The sequence below is a fragment of the Gammaproteobacteria bacterium genome (genome assembly GCA_029880545.1).
Classification (GTDB): domain Bacteria; phylum Pseudomonadota; class Gammaproteobacteria; order Acidiferrobacterales; family SZUA-150; genus JAOUOD01.
Genome location: JAOUOD010000001.1, coordinates 337362 through 355881, shown reverse-complemented (window position 1 = coordinate 355881; position 18520 = coordinate 337362). Strand labels below are relative to the sequence as shown.

Annotated in this window: 17 protein-coding genes; 7 read left to right on the top strand and 10 right to left on the bottom strand. The window is 52.5% G+C overall.

The genetic code is table 11. From position 1 onward, the window contains the following. A complete protein-coding gene (locus OEZ10_01555) occupies window positions 1–363 on the bottom strand; it encodes a hypothetical protein (protein ID MDH5631661.1) in 363 nt (120 codons plus the stop codon). Window positions 364–670: 307 nt separating this feature from the next. Between OEZ10_01555 and OEZ10_01550 the strand changes: the two genes are divergently transcribed. Next, window positions 671–916 (top strand): hypothetical protein, encoded by a 246-nt coding sequence (locus tag OEZ10_01550; GenBank protein ID MDH5631660.1) that lies wholly within the window; start codon window positions 671–673, stop codon window positions 914–916. Between the two features lie 93 nt (window positions 917–1009). Here the strand turns inward: OEZ10_01550 and OEZ10_01545 are convergent, their stop codons facing one another. From OEZ10_01545 to OEZ10_01535, 3 genes are all read right to left on the bottom strand, one after another. Then, window positions 1010–2722, bottom strand: a complete 1713-nt coding sequence (locus tag OEZ10_01545; GenBank protein MDH5631659.1) for a glutamine--tRNA ligase/YqeY domain fusion protein — start codon at window positions 2720–2722, stop codon at window positions 1010–1012. A gap of 90 nt (window positions 2723–2812) precedes the next feature. Continuing rightward, window positions 2813–3193: a hypothetical protein gene (locus tag OEZ10_01540; protein ID MDH5631658.1), complete on the bottom strand. Its 381-nt coding sequence runs from the start codon at window positions 3191–3193 to the stop codon at window positions 2813–2815. Between the two features lie 24 nt (window positions 3194–3217). Continuing rightward, on the bottom strand, window positions 3218–5668 hold the full coding sequence (locus OEZ10_01535; GenBank protein ID MDH5631657.1) for a transporter substrate-binding domain-containing protein: 2451 nt from the start codon (window positions 5666–5668) through the stop codon (window positions 3218–3220). A gap of 423 nt (window positions 5669–6091) precedes the next feature. On the opposite strand from OEZ10_01535, the gene OEZ10_01530 reads away from it, so the two are divergent. After that, window positions 6092–7291 carry an NnrS family protein gene (locus OEZ10_01530; protein MDH5631656.1) on the top strand — a complete coding sequence of 400 codons (1200 nt, stop codon included), beginning with the start codon at window positions 6092–6094 and terminating at the stop codon, window positions 7289–7291. A 137-nt stretch (window positions 7292–7428) separates the two neighbouring features. Further along, window positions 7429–8715: an HD-GYP domain-containing protein gene (locus OEZ10_01525; GenBank protein ID MDH5631655.1), complete on the top strand. Its 1287-nt coding sequence runs from the start codon at window positions 7429–7431 to the stop codon at window positions 8713–8715. Window positions 8716–8770: 55 nt separating this feature from the next. Here OEZ10_01525 and OEZ10_01520 read toward each other — a convergent pair whose 3' ends face one another. From OEZ10_01520 to OEZ10_01510, 3 genes are read right to left on the bottom strand one after another with little or no spacing between them, the layout of a single operon-like run. Continuing rightward, window positions 8771–9058: a hypothetical protein gene (locus tag OEZ10_01520; protein MDH5631654.1), complete on the bottom strand. Its 288-nt coding sequence runs from the start codon at window positions 9056–9058 to the stop codon at window positions 8771–8773. Between the two features lie 33 nt (window positions 9059–9091). Continuing rightward, window positions 9092–10048: an E3 ubiquitin ligase family protein gene (locus OEZ10_01515; GenBank protein MDH5631653.1), complete on the bottom strand. Its 957-nt coding sequence runs from the start codon at window positions 10046–10048 to the stop codon at window positions 9092–9094. Between the two features lie 28 nt (window positions 10049–10076). Beyond that, window positions 10077–10652, bottom strand: a complete 576-nt coding sequence (locus OEZ10_01510; protein MDH5631652.1) for a LemA family protein — start codon at window positions 10650–10652, stop codon at window positions 10077–10079. 258 nt (window positions 10653–10910) lie between these two features. Here OEZ10_01510 and OEZ10_01505 point away from each other — a divergent pair, with 258 nt between their 5' ends. The 4 genes from OEZ10_01505 to OEZ10_01490 all read left to right on the top strand — a co-directional run bounded on the left by OEZ10_01505 (window position 10911) and on the right by OEZ10_01490 (window position 13353). Further along, the gene (locus OEZ10_01505) at window positions 10911–11231 is read left to right on the top strand and encodes a hypothetical protein (GenBank protein ID MDH5631651.1); all 321 of its coding nucleotides are present in this window, start codon (window positions 10911–10913) and stop codon (window positions 11229–11231) included. Window positions 11232–11862: 631 nt separating this feature from the next. Further along, window positions 11863–12285, top strand: coding sequence for a roadblock/LC7 domain-containing protein (locus OEZ10_01500; protein MDH5631650.1), 423 nt, complete (start codon window positions 11863–11865; stop codon window positions 12283–12285). A gap of 14 nt (window positions 12286–12299) precedes the next feature. Continuing rightward, window positions 12300–12857, top strand: coding sequence for an ATP/GTP-binding protein (locus OEZ10_01495; GenBank protein ID MDH5631649.1), 558 nt, complete (start codon window positions 12300–12302; stop codon window positions 12855–12857). A 94-nt stretch (window positions 12858–12951) separates the two neighbouring features. Further along, on the top strand, window positions 12952–13353 hold the full coding sequence (locus tag OEZ10_01490) for a hypothetical protein (protein MDH5631648.1): 402 nt from the start codon (window positions 12952–12954) through the stop codon (window positions 13351–13353). Window positions 13354–13449: 96 nt separating this feature from the next. On the opposite strand, the gene OEZ10_01485 is transcribed toward OEZ10_01490, so the two are convergent. From OEZ10_01485 to OEZ10_01475, 3 genes are all read right to left on the bottom strand, one after another. After that, window positions 13450–14379: a hypothetical protein gene (locus OEZ10_01485; GenBank protein MDH5631647.1), complete on the bottom strand. Its 930-nt coding sequence runs from the start codon at window positions 14377–14379 to the stop codon at window positions 13450–13452. Window positions 14380–14421: 42 nt separating this feature from the next. After that, window positions 14422–16026 (bottom strand): metallophosphatase family protein, encoded by a 1605-nt coding sequence (locus OEZ10_01480; GenBank protein ID MDH5631646.1) that lies wholly within the window; start codon window positions 16024–16026, stop codon window positions 14422–14424. 122 nt (window positions 16027–16148) lie between these two features. Further along, on the bottom strand, window positions 16149–18452 hold the full coding sequence (locus OEZ10_01475) for a hypothetical protein (GenBank protein MDH5631645.1): 2304 nt from the start codon (window positions 18450–18452) through the stop codon (window positions 16149–16151). Window positions 18453–18520: the final 68 nt, after the last annotated feature.

The following is an 18520-nucleotide window of genomic DNA, read 5'->3' as shown; positions in this document are numbered from 1 at the left end:
TCAGGATGGCACGCGAATACCCAGGGGGTCACCCGAGGTGTATACGTAGATAAATACCAGCACCAGGATAGCGGCGTTGAGAATACCGCCAATGACGATATGGCCGCCAAGGCCGCAGGCACCAAACCGGCGAATATGGTTTACCGAGCGGATCATTGCCATGACACCAAAACCAACAACGACAATATTGAATACACTCAGCACCGGAAAGCGCAACCCGATGTAAAGCATGATCACTGCCAGCAGCGGTGCCACCCAGGAAATCACGGCGCACTTTATGCCCAGGCTGCGACCGGTTGAGCACGCCGGCACCTCGTTGTCGGCCGGTACTTGCTGATTCGTTTCTGTACTCTGGCTGCTCATATTCATACTCCCGTCAAAGCGCAGTCTCGGGACCGCAGGGTTACTGGACGTCAGGGCGGCGAAGTCTACCAGCTCAAAACATGCGACGGGCACTGGAATTCTTTATCCGTCGATAGAGCTGATTGTAACCCGTGACAGGGACATGTCATGGTCGATGACCGGACACAAATTACAGACAGGATGTCGACATTTTGGACGACAATGCCGGCAGATTGTCTAAGATTAGACTATAAATGTACTCAGAAAGGTCTCAACCCCTCTGTTTACAATATTGCAAACTTTGGTCAAACCGGATTTGGACAGAACTATGTTAATGGTCACCATCAACGCCTACGACCCCGGGTCACACCAATACGACCTGGTGTGCGACACCCGCCTTGCCAGCCAGATAGACGAAGTACAGGCCTTGTTTTGCAAACCGGGGCATTTTGGCATGAATTACCGCTACCAGGTCCTGGATCGGGTACAAGGCCGCGCAATTGCCCAGTATTTCTCGGATCGGCTGGACATGGCCGATGCGCTGCGCCCCAACTATCGTCACGTCTCGGTATAATCAGAAAAAAGATTATCGGAAACCTGTCCGGGTCCGCGATGCATGAACCGACGTGCCGCTGCCGCAATATCGCCTGGCGGTATTGAACCGATCCTATTCGTCCCCTGATTTGGCCGAGATCTTGGCCCAGGTATCGCGCAAGGTGACGGTTCGGTTGAAAACCGCCATTTGTGCCCGATCGGAACCCGAGTCATGCCCCACCTGCCGGACCGGGTCCAGACAAAAATAGCCTTCACGCTCAAACTGGAAGCCCTCGCCCGGTTCCGCGTCAGCCAGTGCTGGCTCGACAAAACAGTGAGTCAGGGTGCGCAATGAATCCGGGTTAAGCTGTTGACGATAGTCAGCGCCCTTGGCGCCGGGATTGGCCACGGCAAATAACCGGTCATAAAGACGAATCTCGGCCGGCACCCCCAGGCTTGAAGACACCCAGTGGATTACGCCCTTGATCTTCCGGTTTTCGGGGTTGGCACCCAGGGTATCCCGATCATAGCTGCAATGCAGCTCGATAATTTCACCCTGGCCGTCCTTAACCACCTCGTCACAACGGATGACATAAGCATTACGCAGCCGCACTTCTCCGCCTGTTACCAATCGTTTGAATTTCTTGTTGGGGGCCTGCTCCATGAAATCATCACGATCGATATAGATTTCGCGGGTAAACGGAATGGTGCGCTCGCCGAGGTCCTCGCGCTGGGGATGGTTTGGCGCTTTCAGGTTCTCGATTTTGTCCTCGGGATAATTGCTGATTACAACCTTCAAGGGATGCAACACCGCCATACGCCGCGGTGCGTTTTCATTGAGATCGTTACGCACACAGTCCTCCAGCACCGCCATTTCGACAATGTTGTCAGACTTGGTAATACCAATGCGGTCGCAGAAATCGCGAATCGACGCCGGCGTATACCCGCGCCTGCGCAAACCGGCGATGGTCGGCATGCGCGGATCATCCCAGCCTTCTACATAACCTTCGTCCACCAACTCGGTAAGCCTGCGTTTGCTCATGACCGTGTATTCCAGGTTCAGCCGCGAAAACTCGATTTGCTGCGGATGACACGGGGTCTCCAGCACATCCAGCACCCAGTCGTACAGTGGCCGATGATCCTCGAATTCCAGCGTGCACAACGAGTGAGTGATGCCTTCAATCATATCTGACAGGCAGTGGGTAAAATCGTACATCGGGTAGATGACCCATTCGGCGCCGGTCTGGTGATGATGTACGCCATGGCGAATCCGGTAGATAACCGGGTCACGCATATTAATGTTGGCTGAGCTCATGTCGATTTTCGCGCGCAGAACCTTTTCGCCGTCGGCAAATTCGCCGGCACGCATGCGCGCAAACAGATCCAGGTTTTCCTCCGCCGTGCGGTTGCGGTAGGGACTGTCCTTGCCAGACTCCGTCAGTGTGCCACGGTACTGGCGGATTTCCTCGGCACCGAGGTCGTCAACATAGGCCTTTCCTTTTCTGATAAGTTCCACGGCAAAATCATGCAACTGCTCGAAATAATCAGAGGCAAAATACAGTCGTTCATTCCAGTCAAAACCGAGCCAGTGGACATCAGCCTTGATGGACTCGACAAACTCCACGTCCTCCTTTCCTGGATTGGTGTCGTCAAAACGCAGGTTGCAAGTGCCATCATAATCCCTGGCAACGCCAAAATTCAGGACAATGGATTTGGCATGACCGATGTGCAGGTAACCATTGGGCTCGGGCGGAAAACGCGTGGCTACCTTGCCTTCGTTTTTGCCAGCGGCAAGATCGGCGTCGATGATTTGGCGAATGAAATTGGTTTTCTTGTCGTCGCTCATAAAAATCCGTAGAAAGGGCTGCAGGGCCGGGTTGATTCATTAGCAGACGGATTCTACCCCAGAGTTCCGGCGATGCGTATCCTTGCGCGATCAGGCGGAAACCAGAATTGCCGCCAGGTCCTGCTCGAGGACCGGGTGAATCAACACCGCGTGCAATGGGAACAGTTCGGCAAGACGGTCCACGTACACACGCTCCGCCTTGTCCACAAGCACTACAACCTTTGCGGCCGGGGCGTATTTTTGCAGGCTGCGCAGAAACACATCCAGGTTACTGAGGTTGATGCCGGCATAATTATTGCCATACCCGTAAAAGAACTCCGCCACAACCCAATCAGGCACAGCCTGCCGAAGACCACTGATTGCCTTGCGCATGGAGTTGAAACGGCGCTCGGACAGCCCCAGGTTGCGATACAGCATGGAGAAATTCGGGTGAACGGGTGATTCGACAATGGAATACAGTGTGTGGCTCATTATTCGATGCGCCGGGGGTCGGCCCTAATCAACCTGTTTCAGTTCGATGTAGAAAGTTGCGCCCTTGCCGACTTCACTGTCAAAGCCTACCTGGCCACCGTGCTTCTCGACGATAGCCTTCACGATGCTAAGCCCGAGACCGGTACCACCGATTCCCGAAGCAGAAACTTCGTCAGCCTGGGCAAACTTCTGGAACACACGCGATCTGAAGGCTTCCGAAATACCAGGGCCCTTGTCGCTGACCGAAATTCTCACCTTTTCATCAATACAGGCAACACTCACCCTGACCATTGTACCTGTTTTCGAGAACTTGACGGCATTGCTCAGCAGGTTGGCCAGCGCCTGGCCAAAACGCTCGGCATCCAGGTTGACCATGGCGTGCTCCACTGCCGGCTCAAATGAAACGCCGACCCCGTGAACATCGGCATACATGGCATTGTCAGCAATAGCCCGGCCGACCACCTCGACAATATCTTCCTTGTTGAATGTAAACCGGATCTTGCCAAGCTCCAGCTTCTCGATATCCAGAATATCATTCACCAGCTTGCCGAGGCGGACGCTGTTGTTATCAGCGATGCGCAGAAGCTCGGACCATTCCTCGGGCACCTCGCCCACAAGCCCGCCCTTGATAATACCCAGCGCACCCTGGATGGAAGTCAATGGCGTCCGCAGCTCATGACTGACTGATGAGATGAATTCATCCTTCATCTTCTCAATGCGCTTGCGCTCACGAATATCCTTTATCACGCCGACAAAATTGACGCCGTCATCAAGACTCATTTCGGTTACCGTGATTTCGACCGGGATTTTGTTTCCGGACTTGGTTACCATCTTTATCTCCAGCGAATTGCGCATGATCTCGGATACACCGGAGTCGTGATAGTCCTTGATAAACCTGTCATGATGCCCGGCAAAGTCACTTTCCATAAAGATATGGATACTGCTACCGAGCAATTCGTTCATTTCGTACCCGAACATTGTAACAGTGGTCTGGTTGGCTGACTGAATGATTCCTTGACTGTCGATAGTGATAATGGCGTCCAGGGTGCTGTCAACGATGGCACGGGTTCGCTGTGCATTGTCAGTTGCTTCGCGCTCCGCCTGCTTTCTGATGCGCACCTCTTCGCGCAACCGTTCGTTCGCTTCGTACAGCTGCTGTGTACGTCTTTCGACTATGCGCTCCATTTCATCATAAGCTGACTTCAGCTTGATTTGCGCAGACTTGAGTTCCGAAATATCCAGAAGAATTCCGTTCCAGACCGTTTCCCCGTGTTCGTTCGTGTGGGCGGTAGCGGTGGTGCGTGCCCAGGAAACCTTTCCGGTCAAAACATTGGTATAACGAAAATCGAATGACCAGTCTTCCCCGGTCCTTGTATGTTCCAGCAGTGTTTGCTCAACCAGCATTTGATCATCAATATATATCGCCGAACGCCCCAGTTCGCTTTGCTCAATCATTGTTGCCGGTGGCAGCCCGGTCAACCGGGTTACGCCATCGGTAATAAAGGTCAACTGGCTTGATCCATCCGACTTCACAACTACCTGGTACAAGGCACCGGGAATCATTGCGGCAAGTTCCTGTAACTGACCGGATGCTTCGTTCAGGTCCACCCGTGTCCTGCGCAGCTCCATGATTGCCTCGGTAAGCTCGTCCCTGGCCCGGCGCAATCGTCGGTTGTAAAACAGCAATGCCATGATAATGCCGAGTGGCAGGGTGACAGCCACAGCAATACCCAGGGCGCTGAAATACTGCTCTCTCGAATAACCTGAAAACGGCGCCCGGCCAAACCACTTCTGGTAGATTTCCTGGTAGCGACCGCTATCCTTTGTCCTGGCAATTCCCTGGTTGATGCGTTCCAGCAACTCGCGGTTTCCACTCCTGACCGCCATACCCCACCAAAGCGTGCGCAAGCTTTTACCGGCGACCTTTACTTTTCGCTCAAGCCCGAGCTCCTGAAGATAATAATAGACAATGGCGTCGGGGTAGATGTACGCGTCCACTTCTCCACGAATCAACTCGTAAAGACCTGCCAGTGGCGTATCAACGATTTTGCATTTTATGCCGGGATAGTTCTTGAGGTACAAGTGGCTGATATGATTCTTGACGCACGCTACGGTTTTGCCATCAAGATCCTTCAGGCTATCGATGCCTTGTTGCCGGTTCCGGACAAAAATGGTTTCACGCATTTCCAGAATCGGTGACGAAAAATCCATCGTCTCGTCCCGCTCCCGCAAATAGCCTACATCATGAATGACATCAACGCTGTTGCTCTGCAGCCAGTCCTGCACCTGAACCCAGGATGATGAATGACGACGACTGACACGCAGCCCGATTTCCGCAAATACAGCATCTGAAAGCTCGACGCCAAACCCGGTCAGATTATTATTGTTATCGAGTACGTTTACCGGGGGGAAGTTATTGGATGAGGCGACGCGCGCCATTTGAAGATCTGCCCTGAGCAGGTCAGATTCCGTCAAACCAAACACCAGCAACCCGAATACCAGCAGGCTACGGATTACCCGTAGAGTCCAGGACCTTCGGGCTCTGCTCAGGCAATAATGTTCGCGACCTCGCACTTCAACCGTTCCTTGATGGATTTTAATTGTATTATGTTTTTTGGGTACCTCGCGGGCCCCGATTTCATCAACTTTAGCAAGAGATCGAAGATTGCGACACGGTATGCGGTGAACAAATGTCAACAAACATCACAAAGTGCTCGCCAAATATTTCGGTTTTTACCTTATAATAACTAAAGATTTTGGCTGTACCGGAGCTCAGTCCACTAAACCGATGCCGATGAAAATCGTTTGCACCGGTGTCCCGGATCGGATCGGCTCCTCATCGCCAACCATTGCGCAGACGACTAAAATATCAGCACCGCTCCCGGGAACCAGAGAACTATGCTTAATATAGACGAACAAAAGCCGTATCGAATCTCCTTTTTGCACCTGGGATTTCGCCCTTTTTTTATGATGGCGGGATTATTCTCCTGCATTTCGGTCATTTTCTGGGCATGGCTGTATCACCAGGGCACCGATCTTCCGGCAATCAAGCTATCGCCCGCGCAATGGCATAGTCATGAAATGGTTTTCGGCTTCGGCTTCGCGGTGATAGCCGGCTTTTTGCTGACAGCGGTAAAAAACTGGACCGGCGTCCAGACCACGAATGGCTGGAGGCTGCTCATTTTGGCGGCTGCCTGGGCTGCGGCCCGGATAATGCCGGCATTGCCAGTTTCAAACGCGCTGATTCTTATGGCATTTTTGGATATCGGTTTCGACCTGCTTCTGGTAGCGGCTGTTTTTCGGCCGATCGCGCGCGTCAGGCAATGGAAACAACTGGGCATCTGGGCTTGCCTGATCGTACTAACCGGCGCCAATTTTTGGTTTTACCTGGCAACGATCACCAACCATGGCACCAGTCGCGATGCCGTCACTTTAGGCCTCTACACTATAATATTGTTAATCACCTTGATGGGTCGCCGGGTTATCCCGTTTTTTATCGAAAAAGGTCTCTATAACCCGGCCTCACCAGCGCCGGTTTTGGTCAAAAACTGGCGCTGGGTGGACATAACCAACCTGATCCTCATGCCGCTACACGGGATTTTGATGGTAATGGGTGATTACGTTGAAATCTCCATGACAACAGCCGGCCTGCTGGCAGTCACCCACGGAACCAGGCTTTTTGGCTGGTATGCCCACGGCATCCACAAAACACCAATGCTATGGGTGTTATATGTCGGTTACAGCTGGATTCCGGCCGGATTCAGCTTGCACGCACTTTCCGTGTGGCTGGACCCCAATCTGGGCTTGCATGCGCTCAGCTACGGCGCTATTGGCATGATTACATTGGGCATGATGGCACGCGTCGCTCTTGGTCACACCGGTCGGGATATCTATGAGTCCAGGCCCCTGCTGACGTTGGCATTTTCGCTGCTGCTGATCGGCGCAATTACTCGCTCACTATTGCCCGCAATCCTCAGCGGCCAGTACCTGCTGCTTATCGGTATTTCCCAGGCTCTATGGATCACGGCCTTTGCTATTTTTAGTGCTATGTACATGCCCATCCTGATCAAGCCACGCGTAGACGGGCGCCACGGATAACAGTAAAATTTTTGTTAAAATATTGTCTCAATAGATGGTTTGAGACGGAATTTCGGCTAAGATAAGTCATGCTGCCCACGCCAGGAATGCCGGGTGCGCGCACGGAATAATCAGTAACTGGGGGTCTAACAAGTACAATGAAAAAACAAATTCCGGTCGAAGATGTCACCACGGGCATGTATATATCGGAGCTTGATCGCCCGTGGACTGAAACTCCATTTCTGTTCCAGGGCTTCAAGATCACCAACGACAACCAGATCAACGAACTTCGCAAACGTTGCACCTATGTTTATATTGACATAGAACTCGGTGAAGATGTCTCGCCAACACAAGCCAATTCCGGTTTCCAGCAACGGATGCAGGTACTCAAGGAAAAGGAAAAGACCTTAAACAAAAAGTTTGATCAACTGATCTCGGAGACCAAGGTCAAACCAAAACGGTATAACCTGCCAAAAACCGAGCCATATGTAGACAAGAAAAGCTTTGAAGAAGAGCTGGCAACGGCAAAAAAAATCGAGTCCGATGCCCGTGTCGCCATTCGCGCTGCGCTTGAAAGCATACGCAACAGAAAAACCATCAACCTGGAAGCTGCGCGAAAAGTCATTACCAACATGGCCGACAGCGTGCTGCGCAACCCGGATGCGCTCATGTGTCTCAGTCAGCTCAAGGAACTGAGCGAATACACCGCGCTGCATTCCATACGTTGCGCAATTATCGGGCTGGCCTTTGGCCGGCACCTGGTGCTGCCACGAGACGAACTGATTGAACTGGGCATGGGCCTTTTGCTGCATGACGTTGGGATGGCGATGCTGCCCCCAAGGATCCTGGACAAGAACGGCCCGCTGGACGAAAAGGAATTCAAGATCATGGAGAGCCACATTGCCTGGAGCCTGCGCATTCTGGAGCAGTCCGGCGGTGTTTCAGGAATAGTCCAGGAAATTACCACGCAACATCATGAACGCTGGGACGGCACAGGTTATCCCAACAGGCTGATAGAAGACCGCATTACATTGTTCGGTTCGATTGGCGCAATCGTGGATGTATACGATGCCGTTACCAGTGAGCGAACCTATGGTGATCCCATGTCTGCCGAGGAAGCATTGAAAAAAATGTACGAGTGGCGTGACAAGGATTTTAACGGTGAACTGATTGAAGAGTTTATTCGCTGCATGGGCATATTCCCTATCGGCAGCCTGGTCGAACTCAGCACCGGCGCCATTGGCGTCGTCGTCACTATCAACCGGTCACGTCGCCTCAAACCCAAAGTGGCCCTGGTGCTGACGGCCAACAAGACACCATTAACCCATCGATCCATTATCGACCTGTCGGCACGAGTACTGGGTGAAGACGATATCAAGATCAATCGCGTACTGCCTGTTGGTACGCACAGTATCAACCCGATGGATCACCTGGTCACACTCTAGCCCCGACTACATCACGGGCGGGCCACGGTGCATCGTCGGTCATGCCCGCAGCCAGCTAGTCAGATTTGCCGGCAATCAGGTCGCGCGCAATGTTTGCCTTTTCCACGCAGGACTCAAAGCGCTCGGTTTCCTGCCTGACCTTGGCCTGCGCCAGAAACTTTGACGCTTTTGTCAGGCGCCAGCCCTCACTCAGGCTGGACAACCTGGCCTCAGTCAGCTCATTCCAGGCTGTTTCAATGAGGCTGTCACAACGCTGCTGGTCCGACATGGGTAACATGGAAGAACAGGCAGGCAACAGTACAATTATCGATATGGCCAGCCCGCTACTACACTTGTACTTCATCACTGCAACTTGCTCCGATCGGGGCGAGCCCGGTTATTGGATCATCACTGCTACACGCAAATTGAAAATGTATACTGCCAGCGCGCCGCATGCAAAAAATGCCGCCAGGGCAAATGCGCCACGCCAGCGATAACGGGATACCAGTTTGCGCGGCGGTATGCCGGATATGATATACGGTCTCCTGGTCTCCGCAGGCTTTATCATAATGTTCAGTCCGTCATTGTATTGCTTGAACTCCTCCTGCTGAATTCTTGCCGCTTCCCGTCGTGCTTCCTGCCTGGCCAGCATCCATTCCTTGTCATCTATTTTGCCGTCTCCGTCAAGATCGAAGCGATTGACAAGCTGTTGCTGATCGAGCTTCCATTGACGCAGGACCTCGGCAACTCGGTCACGCAGCGAGATCGAGCCCACATGGGACTGCAAATTCTTCAGCAGGCCAATTGCATAGACGGCCATTCCCGGAAACAGGTATTCCTCGGTATAACGAAACCTGCCGGATGACAGGCTCAGCAGTCCCGCTACAGCTGCCAGTGTCTTTTGATGCCCGACCGCATATTTCATTCCCAGCGATGAAGTCCATCGATGATGCTGAACCGGCACCACCTCTGCGCCATCGGGATCAATAACCACCTGGCCTGTTGAGTCCACCAAGAGAAACGTGTCGGAACTTTCGCCGCGCTCAACCGCCTTCCAGCGCCGTCCATTCCTGGTTTGTACGGCCTCCTCGACAACATATCGATACCACAGACATTCCTTGCCCGAATACGGCGCGCGCAATCTTGTATCGTCAATAAAGTGCCCGGTTCCTTCAAGCTCTACATAACCCTGGTGGGCCGAACGGGCGGTACTGGTAGGGTGGTCTTCAATCAGGCGAGCGTTATGGATATTCCGGTAGCTCCTGTACGCCGTCACTGCGGATAAAACGGCTGCCACGATCATCGCGGCTACCGCCTCGCCAGGCTCAAGGGCCAGAATAAACGCTTCAAGCATCCGGCTGTTCTGCTATAGGCGGCGCAAGCTAACTGCCAAACAGTGATTTGACATCGACGTCCCGGATTTCAGAGTTACTGAACTTTAGCAATTTCCTGGCTTCGAAGCGCAGAATCCTGGCCACCACCAGGTCGGGGAACTGGTCAATTCGCACATTATTGGCATTTACGCTGTCGTTATAAAATTCACGGCGATCCGCGATCTGCGCCTCAAGCTGGGAAATGCGGTTTTGCAGATGCAGGAAATTCTCGTTGGCGCGCAGTTCCGGGTAATTCTCCGCTACTGCAAACAGGTTGCCCAGGCCGAGTCGCATCTGGGTTTCTGCGGCACCCAAAGCGGCAACATCGCCCTGTTCCCGGGCGCTGGCAACAGAAGCCCTGGCCTTGACGACGTTCTCAAGCACTTCGCGTTCGTGTTTCATGTATTGCTTGCAGGTTTCAATCAGCTTGGGCAATTCATCATGGCGTTGTTTCAGCAGCACGTCGATATTTGACCAAGCCATATCGACATTATGCTTGAGCCTGACCAGGTTGTTGTAAATCAGGACCGCGTACAGAAACAAGCCTGCGAAAAACCCAACAAACACAAAAGTTGCTACCTGCATAATTCTTCTCCATCCACCGACCTGATTATTGTTTGACCGTCTTCATGACCCCGGGGTCAATCCATCCTTCCGGGTAGCCCCGCCCGGATGTCAATAATGGTTACAGTCTACAAAATTTTGCTGTTGTTTCCTAGAAACAACCCCTGAGGGGCCTATAATTTGAGGTATATCAAAGACTGCTTTACGGCGGTTTTGGCACGATTATGGCGGGAATCCTGCCTGAGCAGGCGGATCACCCCGGCAGAAAGGAGAAGTTTCATGCTGTCCTATATTCTTGGCCTGATTAACGCTTTTGAAGCGCGCCACGGTCAACGACCGCAACTGGTTTATCTCAATCAACACCACCTGAAACAACTGCTTGTCGAATGCCCCTGGCTTAACACTACTGATGACCGACCCGCACTCGGGTTTCGCATCGTCCTGATATCCGAAAGAGAACTTACTCAGCCCAGGGTTGTCTGGATGCCTTCCATGCCTCGATACCGGATTCATCCCAACGCACGCGTGGCCAACGTGTGCCCGGCCAACGACGACGGCGCAGATGATGACTTTCCGCTTTGCCAGTTAGCACATCATTGATTTTATACTGGCGATGTTTAGCTAACATGGTTATATATTCACATTCACGATTTCACGATCAGTCGCATTTCTACTTAACATCCGAAGGCGCTCCCGTTGAGCACCATTGTTTCAGTTGAAATTTCGATACTAACCGCCCGATTCAAAAACATGTCCGCCCATGCCCCCGGTATTCATCTGGAGAAGCGGGCACGGGGCCCTGATGACACGGCATGGCGCCATTTGGCAAACGCCTGCGGTTTACAAATATTCACATTCAACAGGTGATAATCGTTAAAAACACATTAATCATATTGATATTCGTCAAATGGCCCTATACACGTATTTTTTCGGCGGCCTAATTCAATACCAGTCACTATCACCAAAAACAAACCCTTAAATAGAGTATTTAAATCAAACACTTGCCATAGATGCGATATAACCATGCCTAGAGTACTAGTATATTTTATATGGACTAATGACAACATAGGTAACCTAATTCTTACTTGATCAATCCTGTTTTTCACAGATCTTTGGCTGCAATCATTTTGAATATTGAGAATCAATAAACTATAAGAGACTAAATAGGATTACTCGCAGTGGACAGCGCTCCACGATAACCCGGCGATTGCGTCACCATTGGAGATTACGCATGATGAATGCTGCACCAGCTCTGACAAGAACCATCCTGGATTCCAGGTTGCGTCCCGTACTGATCGAGCTGAACAATTCTTCACAGCATATTCATGCCTGTGCCGCTATCACCAGGGATGGTATTCCGATCAGTTTCGTTCTGGACGACAAGATAAGTGCTGACCGGCTTGGTGCCATTGCATCATCATTATTGTCTCTGTCACAAACCGCTTCGACGGAATTATCCCAGGGAAAACTGAAACAGGTCTTGATCGAAGGCGAGAACGGCTACATCCTGACGGTAGAAGCCGGAAACAATGCAGTGCTTTCGATCGTCGCCGAAAAATCAGTCAACCTCGGCATGATTTTCATTGAAGCAAGACGAACCGCCCAGGACATCATCTCTTTGCTCACCGCGGCACCAAATGCCGCTGTCATTTAACCAGGATACAGTCTATGTCTAACGCAATCACCGATGCCCGGCAGGTAAAAATTGTTTTTTCCGGCCCTGTTGGCTCAGGAAAAACCACGTCTCTTTATACCATCAGTGATGACAAACCGGTTGGCACTGAAGTCCAGAGCAACGAGGATATTGGGAAATCGACAACAACAGTTGCGATGGATTACGGCACACTGCAACTGGAAAGTGGTGTCAAGATTCATCTTTATGCCACGCCTGGCCAGGAACGATTTTCCTACATGTGGGACATACTGGGTAAAGGCAGCGCCGGTGTCGTTCTCCTGGTTGACCAGTCACGACCCAGCCCGTTGGCGGAACTGAAATTCTTTCTTGGAGAGTTCAGGAAAATTGTCAAGGATGCTCCGATCGTCATTGGTCTTACCAAGATGGACCTCGCGAAAGAAACCCATCTAGACAAGATTTACAAATACCTTGAAGACGAAGGACTGGAATATCCCGTGTTTGAGCTCGACACCCGGGACAAAGCCAAGGTCAAGGAGATTGTCTTAAGTCTGATGTTTTTGATCCAGCCGGACCTGATGAAGGCAGGATGATACCGAATTATTCGTGCGGACTTTAACCAGTTGGTGAATCACCTCGCGCACGAATATTTTATTCAACACTAACCACCTATGGAGAATACCTAGAATGAGCAAGCTGGATGAAATTTGTCAAAGAGTTGTTTCGGATGTGGATGGCGCGCTGGCTACAGCGCTTGTAGACCTGGATACCGGCATGCTGACCGGGTCACATCACACTGTTCCCTATTTTACTCAGACTTACCTGGACGCGGTTGCTGCCGCTGCGGTAGATATGTTCCGGGGCAAAACCGTCAGCCGTGTTGAAGACCTGCTGTCCAAGCAGCGTGGTGACGATACCAAGCACCTGGTCAAGGAAGTACAGATGACCACGGACAACACCTTTCATTTCATGTCCATTGTCCCGGGCAAGGAAAGCACGCTTATGGTGCTGATCACCCAAAAATCCACCAACCTTGGCATGGGTTGGTCCGGGCTGCGCGCTGCATTGAAAGACGTTGCCTCCGCCTGACCAGGAACGCGGTCCTGCTGCTGTATCGGGCGGGACCGCATCCCCTTGGCAGCTACGATACGCTGGCATGGGCATGATTTTCCGCCTCAAGTTCTTTTACCCGAACAGGTTTCGGGTCTTGCCGACAAAATCGTCCATATCCGCAATCATGAATGCCGGGCTCACGTTAGCTGGCATGATTGCACCGACATGGTAACCCGGGTCACTGATATACATGACGATGACTCTCTCATCGTTGCCGGTGATAATCGCTTGCTTGACCGCGTTTCGTGAATCTTCCGTTCCTGCCCCATTGGCCGCACGCTCCATCAACACCACGCAATCCTCTATCCAGTCACCCCAGGCTGCGATCAGGTCAGCGTCTGGCAAGCGGGTGTGATTGCCGCCGAGCGTATCAAGACGCATGTCATCCAGTATCAGGGTGGCGTAAATAACATCATCATCCTTGGAAAAATGTCCGGTAAACCGTGTCTGCAATTCCAGCAACTGCTGCTCGGTAATATCGGATGAAGATGCCCTGTCAAAGCCCGGGGCAATTCCACCAGGCTGCTCACTGGTTTCCGTATCGTCAGCCGCACTGGCAACTTGTTGCCCGGATTCCTGTGGAATAGCGACTTCAGCCGATTCCGGAACAACCTGCTCGCTATCTGGTTCGTCGACCTGTTCCGTTGCCAGCTCCGCTTCAGCGGGTTCTGCGTTTCCGGGTACAGGCGACTCAGGGCCGCCGGCCACTTCAATTGCACAGAAACTCTTGTAATCCAGTGACAGGCCCGAACCGGAATCAGGAATATCGCTGCTGAAACAAAAACGCCAGGCTTGCGCCTTCATGGCTGCGATTGCCGTTTCGCCGACATGACCGACATATGCGGCACTATAAAGCTGCTTGTCGCGAAAACATAACAATGCTTCCTCGCCATCACGATTGATCAGGGATATGCAGCCGTCATAGGCGACCGAAATGACATAATTGAATACGTCATCCAGGCTTGCGCTAAGAGCAATATAGGATCGGTTCTTTCTGCTCATTGTCCTGTCCGGTATTCGGGTAATCCAGTTTCTTGCTTCACACTACCTTCCGGTGAGAATACGTTCTTCAAGTCCGGCGGGCAATCCGGATTCACGCATACGCTTGAACAAGCCTTCTTTGGGATAATCAATCCGGAAAAACTCCAGGGTGTTCAGATCTTCCGACAACAACGCAAACTCAGCGCCGGGTCTTCCGCCTCGAGGCTGGCCTACGGAACCCGGATTGATCAACGCGAAATCTTCAGGTTTCAGAACAATCTTGTCCCGGTTGATCAATTCATCCTGCTTGCCACGGCGCCTGTACACTCCTGGTACATGTGTATGTCCGTAAAAACAGCGATTTATATTGGCTGTCTCGATCACATCAAGGTTGTCCTGGTAGGTCATAACGTAGACGTAGCCATACATTTTTCTCGGATCTTTCGGGCTGCCATGCATGGCCCAGCAATCGTCCAGCTTCACTTCTCTGGGCAAGGCCGCCAACCAGGCTTTCTGCTCATCTGACAATACGTTTTGCGTCCATAACAATACATCACGCGGCACACCGTTGAAGTTATCAATCACTTCTTCCGGTTTCATGACAGCCGCACCATGGTCATGATTCCCCTGAACAACCACGGGATTATCCAGGCTCATCAATCGATCGACGCAGGCGCCAGGATCCGGCCCGTATCCGACAACATCACCGGTAACGATAATACGCACGATATTGCGCGTCTCCAGCTGTGCCAACACGGCATCCAGCGCGGCGACGTTGGCATGAATATCGGACAATAATGCGACCAGCGGCGGGCCGTCAGCCTTGGGTCCAATACGACGGTTTGACGGCTCCGGTGACGAACTGGGGCGGGCCACAACATCGCGCGGTACCGGTTTTCTGATCAGCCCCTTGAGCAAGGCATTTCGCCGATCGATTGCTTCCGGGCGCATCAAGGGTGGATCACCTATAGCATTGGCCAGTTTGCCGACCACCGCAGGGCCCAGTTCAGTATCCAGGCACTCTCTCAATTGCCCGCCAATCTCATCCCACATGGCCACGGGCGTCTCAGTATAAGCCCGGAACAGGATGGCGATACTTTCTGACAACGCGCCAAAATCATGCTCGCCCGCGGGATAAAGATCGTCGTCCAGATAATAGAGTTGGCCGCTACCTGGATCTCGACCAAAATTGGACATGGAAATATCAAGATAGGTGGCATGACGAGCAAGTACACGCAATCCGCGAAGGAGCATTTCACCGACGTAACCCTGGAATGTCGTGAAGTCCCCCAGCTTTTCCGGCTCAAATAACTGGTTTAGCGGTTGCAGCTCCGGGCAAATGTTGCCGAGATAGTCGACAGCGCCATCGTTGGCCACAAACCAGCCTTTGTCCGGATGAAATACGCCCAGCGCCTGCTCACGCGCCCGAATGGTTGTTATCGCTTCAGGATCAATGGTCGCACCCGATTCGTCCAGGCGAAGCTTGATGATGTAGCCACCGTGGCGAAGCAGGCGCGTGGTACATCGCCCGCGGAAATCATTTCCGGCCGACGACAGCTTGAGCTCTTCCCCGCTTTGCAGGCCCTGGATCACGACTGATTGCAGGGCGTCATCAACCTGCGCAGCATGCTTGATAGCCCATACCGGGTCACGGGAATCTGAATTCATGAATATTCTTGTTTATTTAGGGCTCGATGAGGACACTCGGCGTGTCATTATTCGCTTAACTATACAAACCCAGCCGGTGACTGCAAACCGGACGTTCTGTAAGTGAATTATCCAGACCGGCCTCAGTGGAATAATGGGTACTTACGCTGCTGATCCTTGCTGTGAAAATACTTGTAGCGGTAGATGGCATCTTCGCCATGACATTCGGCACAGACAATATTCTTGCTGTCTTTTACCCGCAGGAAACTGGAACGCACATCGCCTTCCAGGTTCTTCCCGGGGCCTTTCTTGCCATGATCCGGACTCCACTGATGGGCATCATGACAGGTGGCACAGGTCATGACACCCATAGCGTCAGTTTTGCCGAACTCTCCGAATACCGGTAGCGCTTCACTCGGGCTTTTTTCAAAGTGGGCGCGCAACTGCGGACTCCAGATCATGGTGGAAGCAGGGTGTTGGGCATACACTGGCTGCTTGTCCGCGGCCAGTTTCCCGTCGGCGTGGCAACTGAGGCACAGACCGTTAACACCGTCAGCCTCATTTACATCACGAGCCCAGATATACATCCGGTTGCTGGCATGATGAACACTGTGACATTGGCCACAAATGCCGGATTCGTTGACAGTCTGGTTTTTCGCGTTGACCGCCTTGGTCGCGGTGACATTCATGTCGTGCTCGGTTGATTTCACCGACGCCTTGTCCTGGTGGCAATCCAGGCACAAGCCGGCATCGTCGGCCCGCTTGCGCAGGAAGCTATTCGTGGCATCACCTTCCTTGCTGATAGCCCCACCCTTGTCTCCCGGGTCAGCCGCTGACCACTGGTGCAGGTTATGGCAACTGGCACAATCGATCTTGTCCTCGGTATGATCTTTCATGCCCGGAAACAGGGGAAATGAGGTTTTTGACTTCTGTATCTTTCCTAGCGGATGGCTGTGCTCTCCAGTCAACTTGTCGGACGCCAGTCCCTGCTCCTGGTGACAACTCCGGCACAGCTGTTCCACCGGCATTTCTCCAGGTCCGGTGTCGCGGGCCCAGATGCGCAACGCCTTGGCGTCATGCGGCTGGTGACACTGGGTACAGATACCGCCACGCTCCGGCTCAAGCAGCCTGGCATCCTTATTCTTAGGTTTCCGGAGCTTCAGTGCCTCGGCCTTGAAATGCCGGACATCATGACGTGTACCGCGTATGGAGCGCTTGTCCACGTGACAATTCATGCATAATTCGCTGCCAGTCACATCGGCTATACGCAGAAAGCTCGACGTCAGGTCGCCTTCGACCCGCTTCGGATCAGATTTTTTCTTCGACGCCTCGGCCCCCGGAGCTGCCGACCATACATGCGGGTCATGGCAGCTTCCACAACCAACCGAGCCGCCACCGGGTGAACGTTGTCCATGACGGTCATACAATGGCAAGTTGTACAGCTGTTTGCCTTCGACAATGATCTTGCCGTTGTGACTCCAGCCATCCCTGGTGACCTTGATGCCAAGTTTTTCAACGTCCTTGCCAACGGGGTGGCTATGACCCTTTATGGATTTCTTGTGTGCGACTGATTCGTCATTATGACAGCCGAGGCAACTGGCAGCGCTTGGATCAACGCCAACAACGCGCTCACGCGCCCATAATGCCGGGCCCTTGGCATTATGAGGTGTATGGCAGGCGACACATGTTCCACTTTGCTTGACTGTGTTGCCTTTTATGTTAACCAGGGTTGGTGACATGATTTCCATGTCATGCTTGGTACCGACAACAGTCTTCTTGTCGGCATGGCAGTTGCCGCACAGCTCTGCCTTGTTTGCCGTAATCGCCAGCATCTTCGGATTATCCGCGACATGGGCAATGTGGCAGGACTCGCAGATCACACTTTTTCCGGGTCCGAATTTGGCGCCGGCCGCGACCAGGTCGGCTGGCACGTCTTTCAATGACTCGAAAATCGGGTGATTGCCTTCAACCGGCCCGGTACTCCTGTCCAGGTGACATGCCAGGCACAAACTGGATTCTACATTCTTGACCCGCATGAATAAGGGTGACTCTTTCTCTGACCAATTGACGCCGTGAGCAGTATGACAGGTTCCACAATACATCTTGCCATCATCATTCATCGGGAAGACCTCTTTTCCGTTTGAGGTCGGGATTCGCATCCCAGGTGGCGGCGCTACACCAACCGGATGACTGTGTCCCTTTCCTTGCCAGACCTGCCTGGAGTCGAGGACAAATCCGTCATGACAGGAAAAACACATCTTGTTTGTACTGGACGAATCCTGTTTGCCTGTCGAGGTAACTATTTTCTTCTCATAGGGAATAAGGGTCGGCATGGACTCCTGCTTGAACACCTTGAGCCAACTGACATGGCAGGTGGCGCATTCCCGTTGCGAACCCACGTCGCGGGCAGCATGCGCCGCTCCTGCAGCAAACAGGACTGATGCCATTGCAAACAGAACCACCGGGACAAACCCGGTCAATCTTCCATTGTTCCTGTTCGCACACCAAGTCATGA

Coding starts and splice junctions, on each gene's coding strand:
- OEZ10_01530 (MDH5631656.1), top strand. CDS start 6,092: ATGCTTAATATAGACGAACAAAAGCCGTATCGAATCTCCTTTTTGCAC.
- OEZ10_01515 (MDH5631653.1), bottom strand. CDS start 10,048: ATGCTTGAAGCGTTTATTCTGGCCCTTGAGCCTGGCGAGGCGGTAGCC.
- OEZ10_01490 (MDH5631648.1), top strand. CDS start 12,952: ATGAGCAAGCTGGATGAAATTTGTCAAAGAGTTGTTTCGGATGTGGAT.
- OEZ10_01520 (MDH5631654.1), bottom strand. CDS start 9,058: ATGAAGTACAAGTGTAGTAGCGGGCTGGCCATATCGATAATTGTACTG.
- OEZ10_01510 (MDH5631652.1), bottom strand. CDS start 10,652: ATGCAGGTAGCAACTTTTGTGTTTGTTGGGTTTTTCGCAGGCTTGTTT.
- OEZ10_01500 (MDH5631650.1), top strand. CDS start 11,863: ATGATGAATGCTGCACCAGCTCTGACAAGAACCATCCTGGATTCCAGG.
- OEZ10_01505 (MDH5631651.1), top strand. CDS start 10,911: ATGCTGTCCTATATTCTTGGCCTGATTAACGCTTTTGAAGCGCGCCAC.
- OEZ10_01495 (MDH5631649.1), top strand. CDS start 12,300: ATGTCTAACGCAATCACCGATGCCCGGCAGGTAAAAATTGTTTTTTCC.
- OEZ10_01480 (MDH5631646.1), bottom strand. CDS start 16,026: ATGAATTCAGATTCCCGTGACCCGGTATGGGCTATCAAGCATGCTGCG.
- OEZ10_01545 (MDH5631659.1), bottom strand. CDS start 2,722: ATGAGCGACGACAAGAAAACCAATTTCATTCGCCAAATCATCGACGCC.
- OEZ10_01525 (MDH5631655.1), top strand. CDS start 7,429: ATGAAAAAACAAATTCCGGTCGAAGATGTCACCACGGGCATGTATATA.
- OEZ10_01475 (MDH5631645.1), bottom strand. CDS start 18,452: ATGGCATCAGTCCTGTTTGCTGCAGGAGCGGCGCATGCTGCCCGCGAC.
- OEZ10_01555 (MDH5631661.1), bottom strand. CDS start 363: ATGAGCAGCCAGAGTACAGAAACGAATCAGCAAGTACCGGCCGACAAC.
- OEZ10_01485 (MDH5631647.1), bottom strand. CDS start 14,379: ATGAGCAGAAAGAACCGATCCTATATTGCTCTTAGCGCAAGCCTGGAT.
- OEZ10_01550 (MDH5631660.1), top strand. CDS start 671: ATGTTAATGGTCACCATCAACGCCTACGACCCCGGGTCACACCAATAC.
- OEZ10_01540 (MDH5631658.1), bottom strand. CDS start 3,193: ATGAGCCACACACTGTATTCCATTGTCGAATCACCCGTTCACCCGAAT.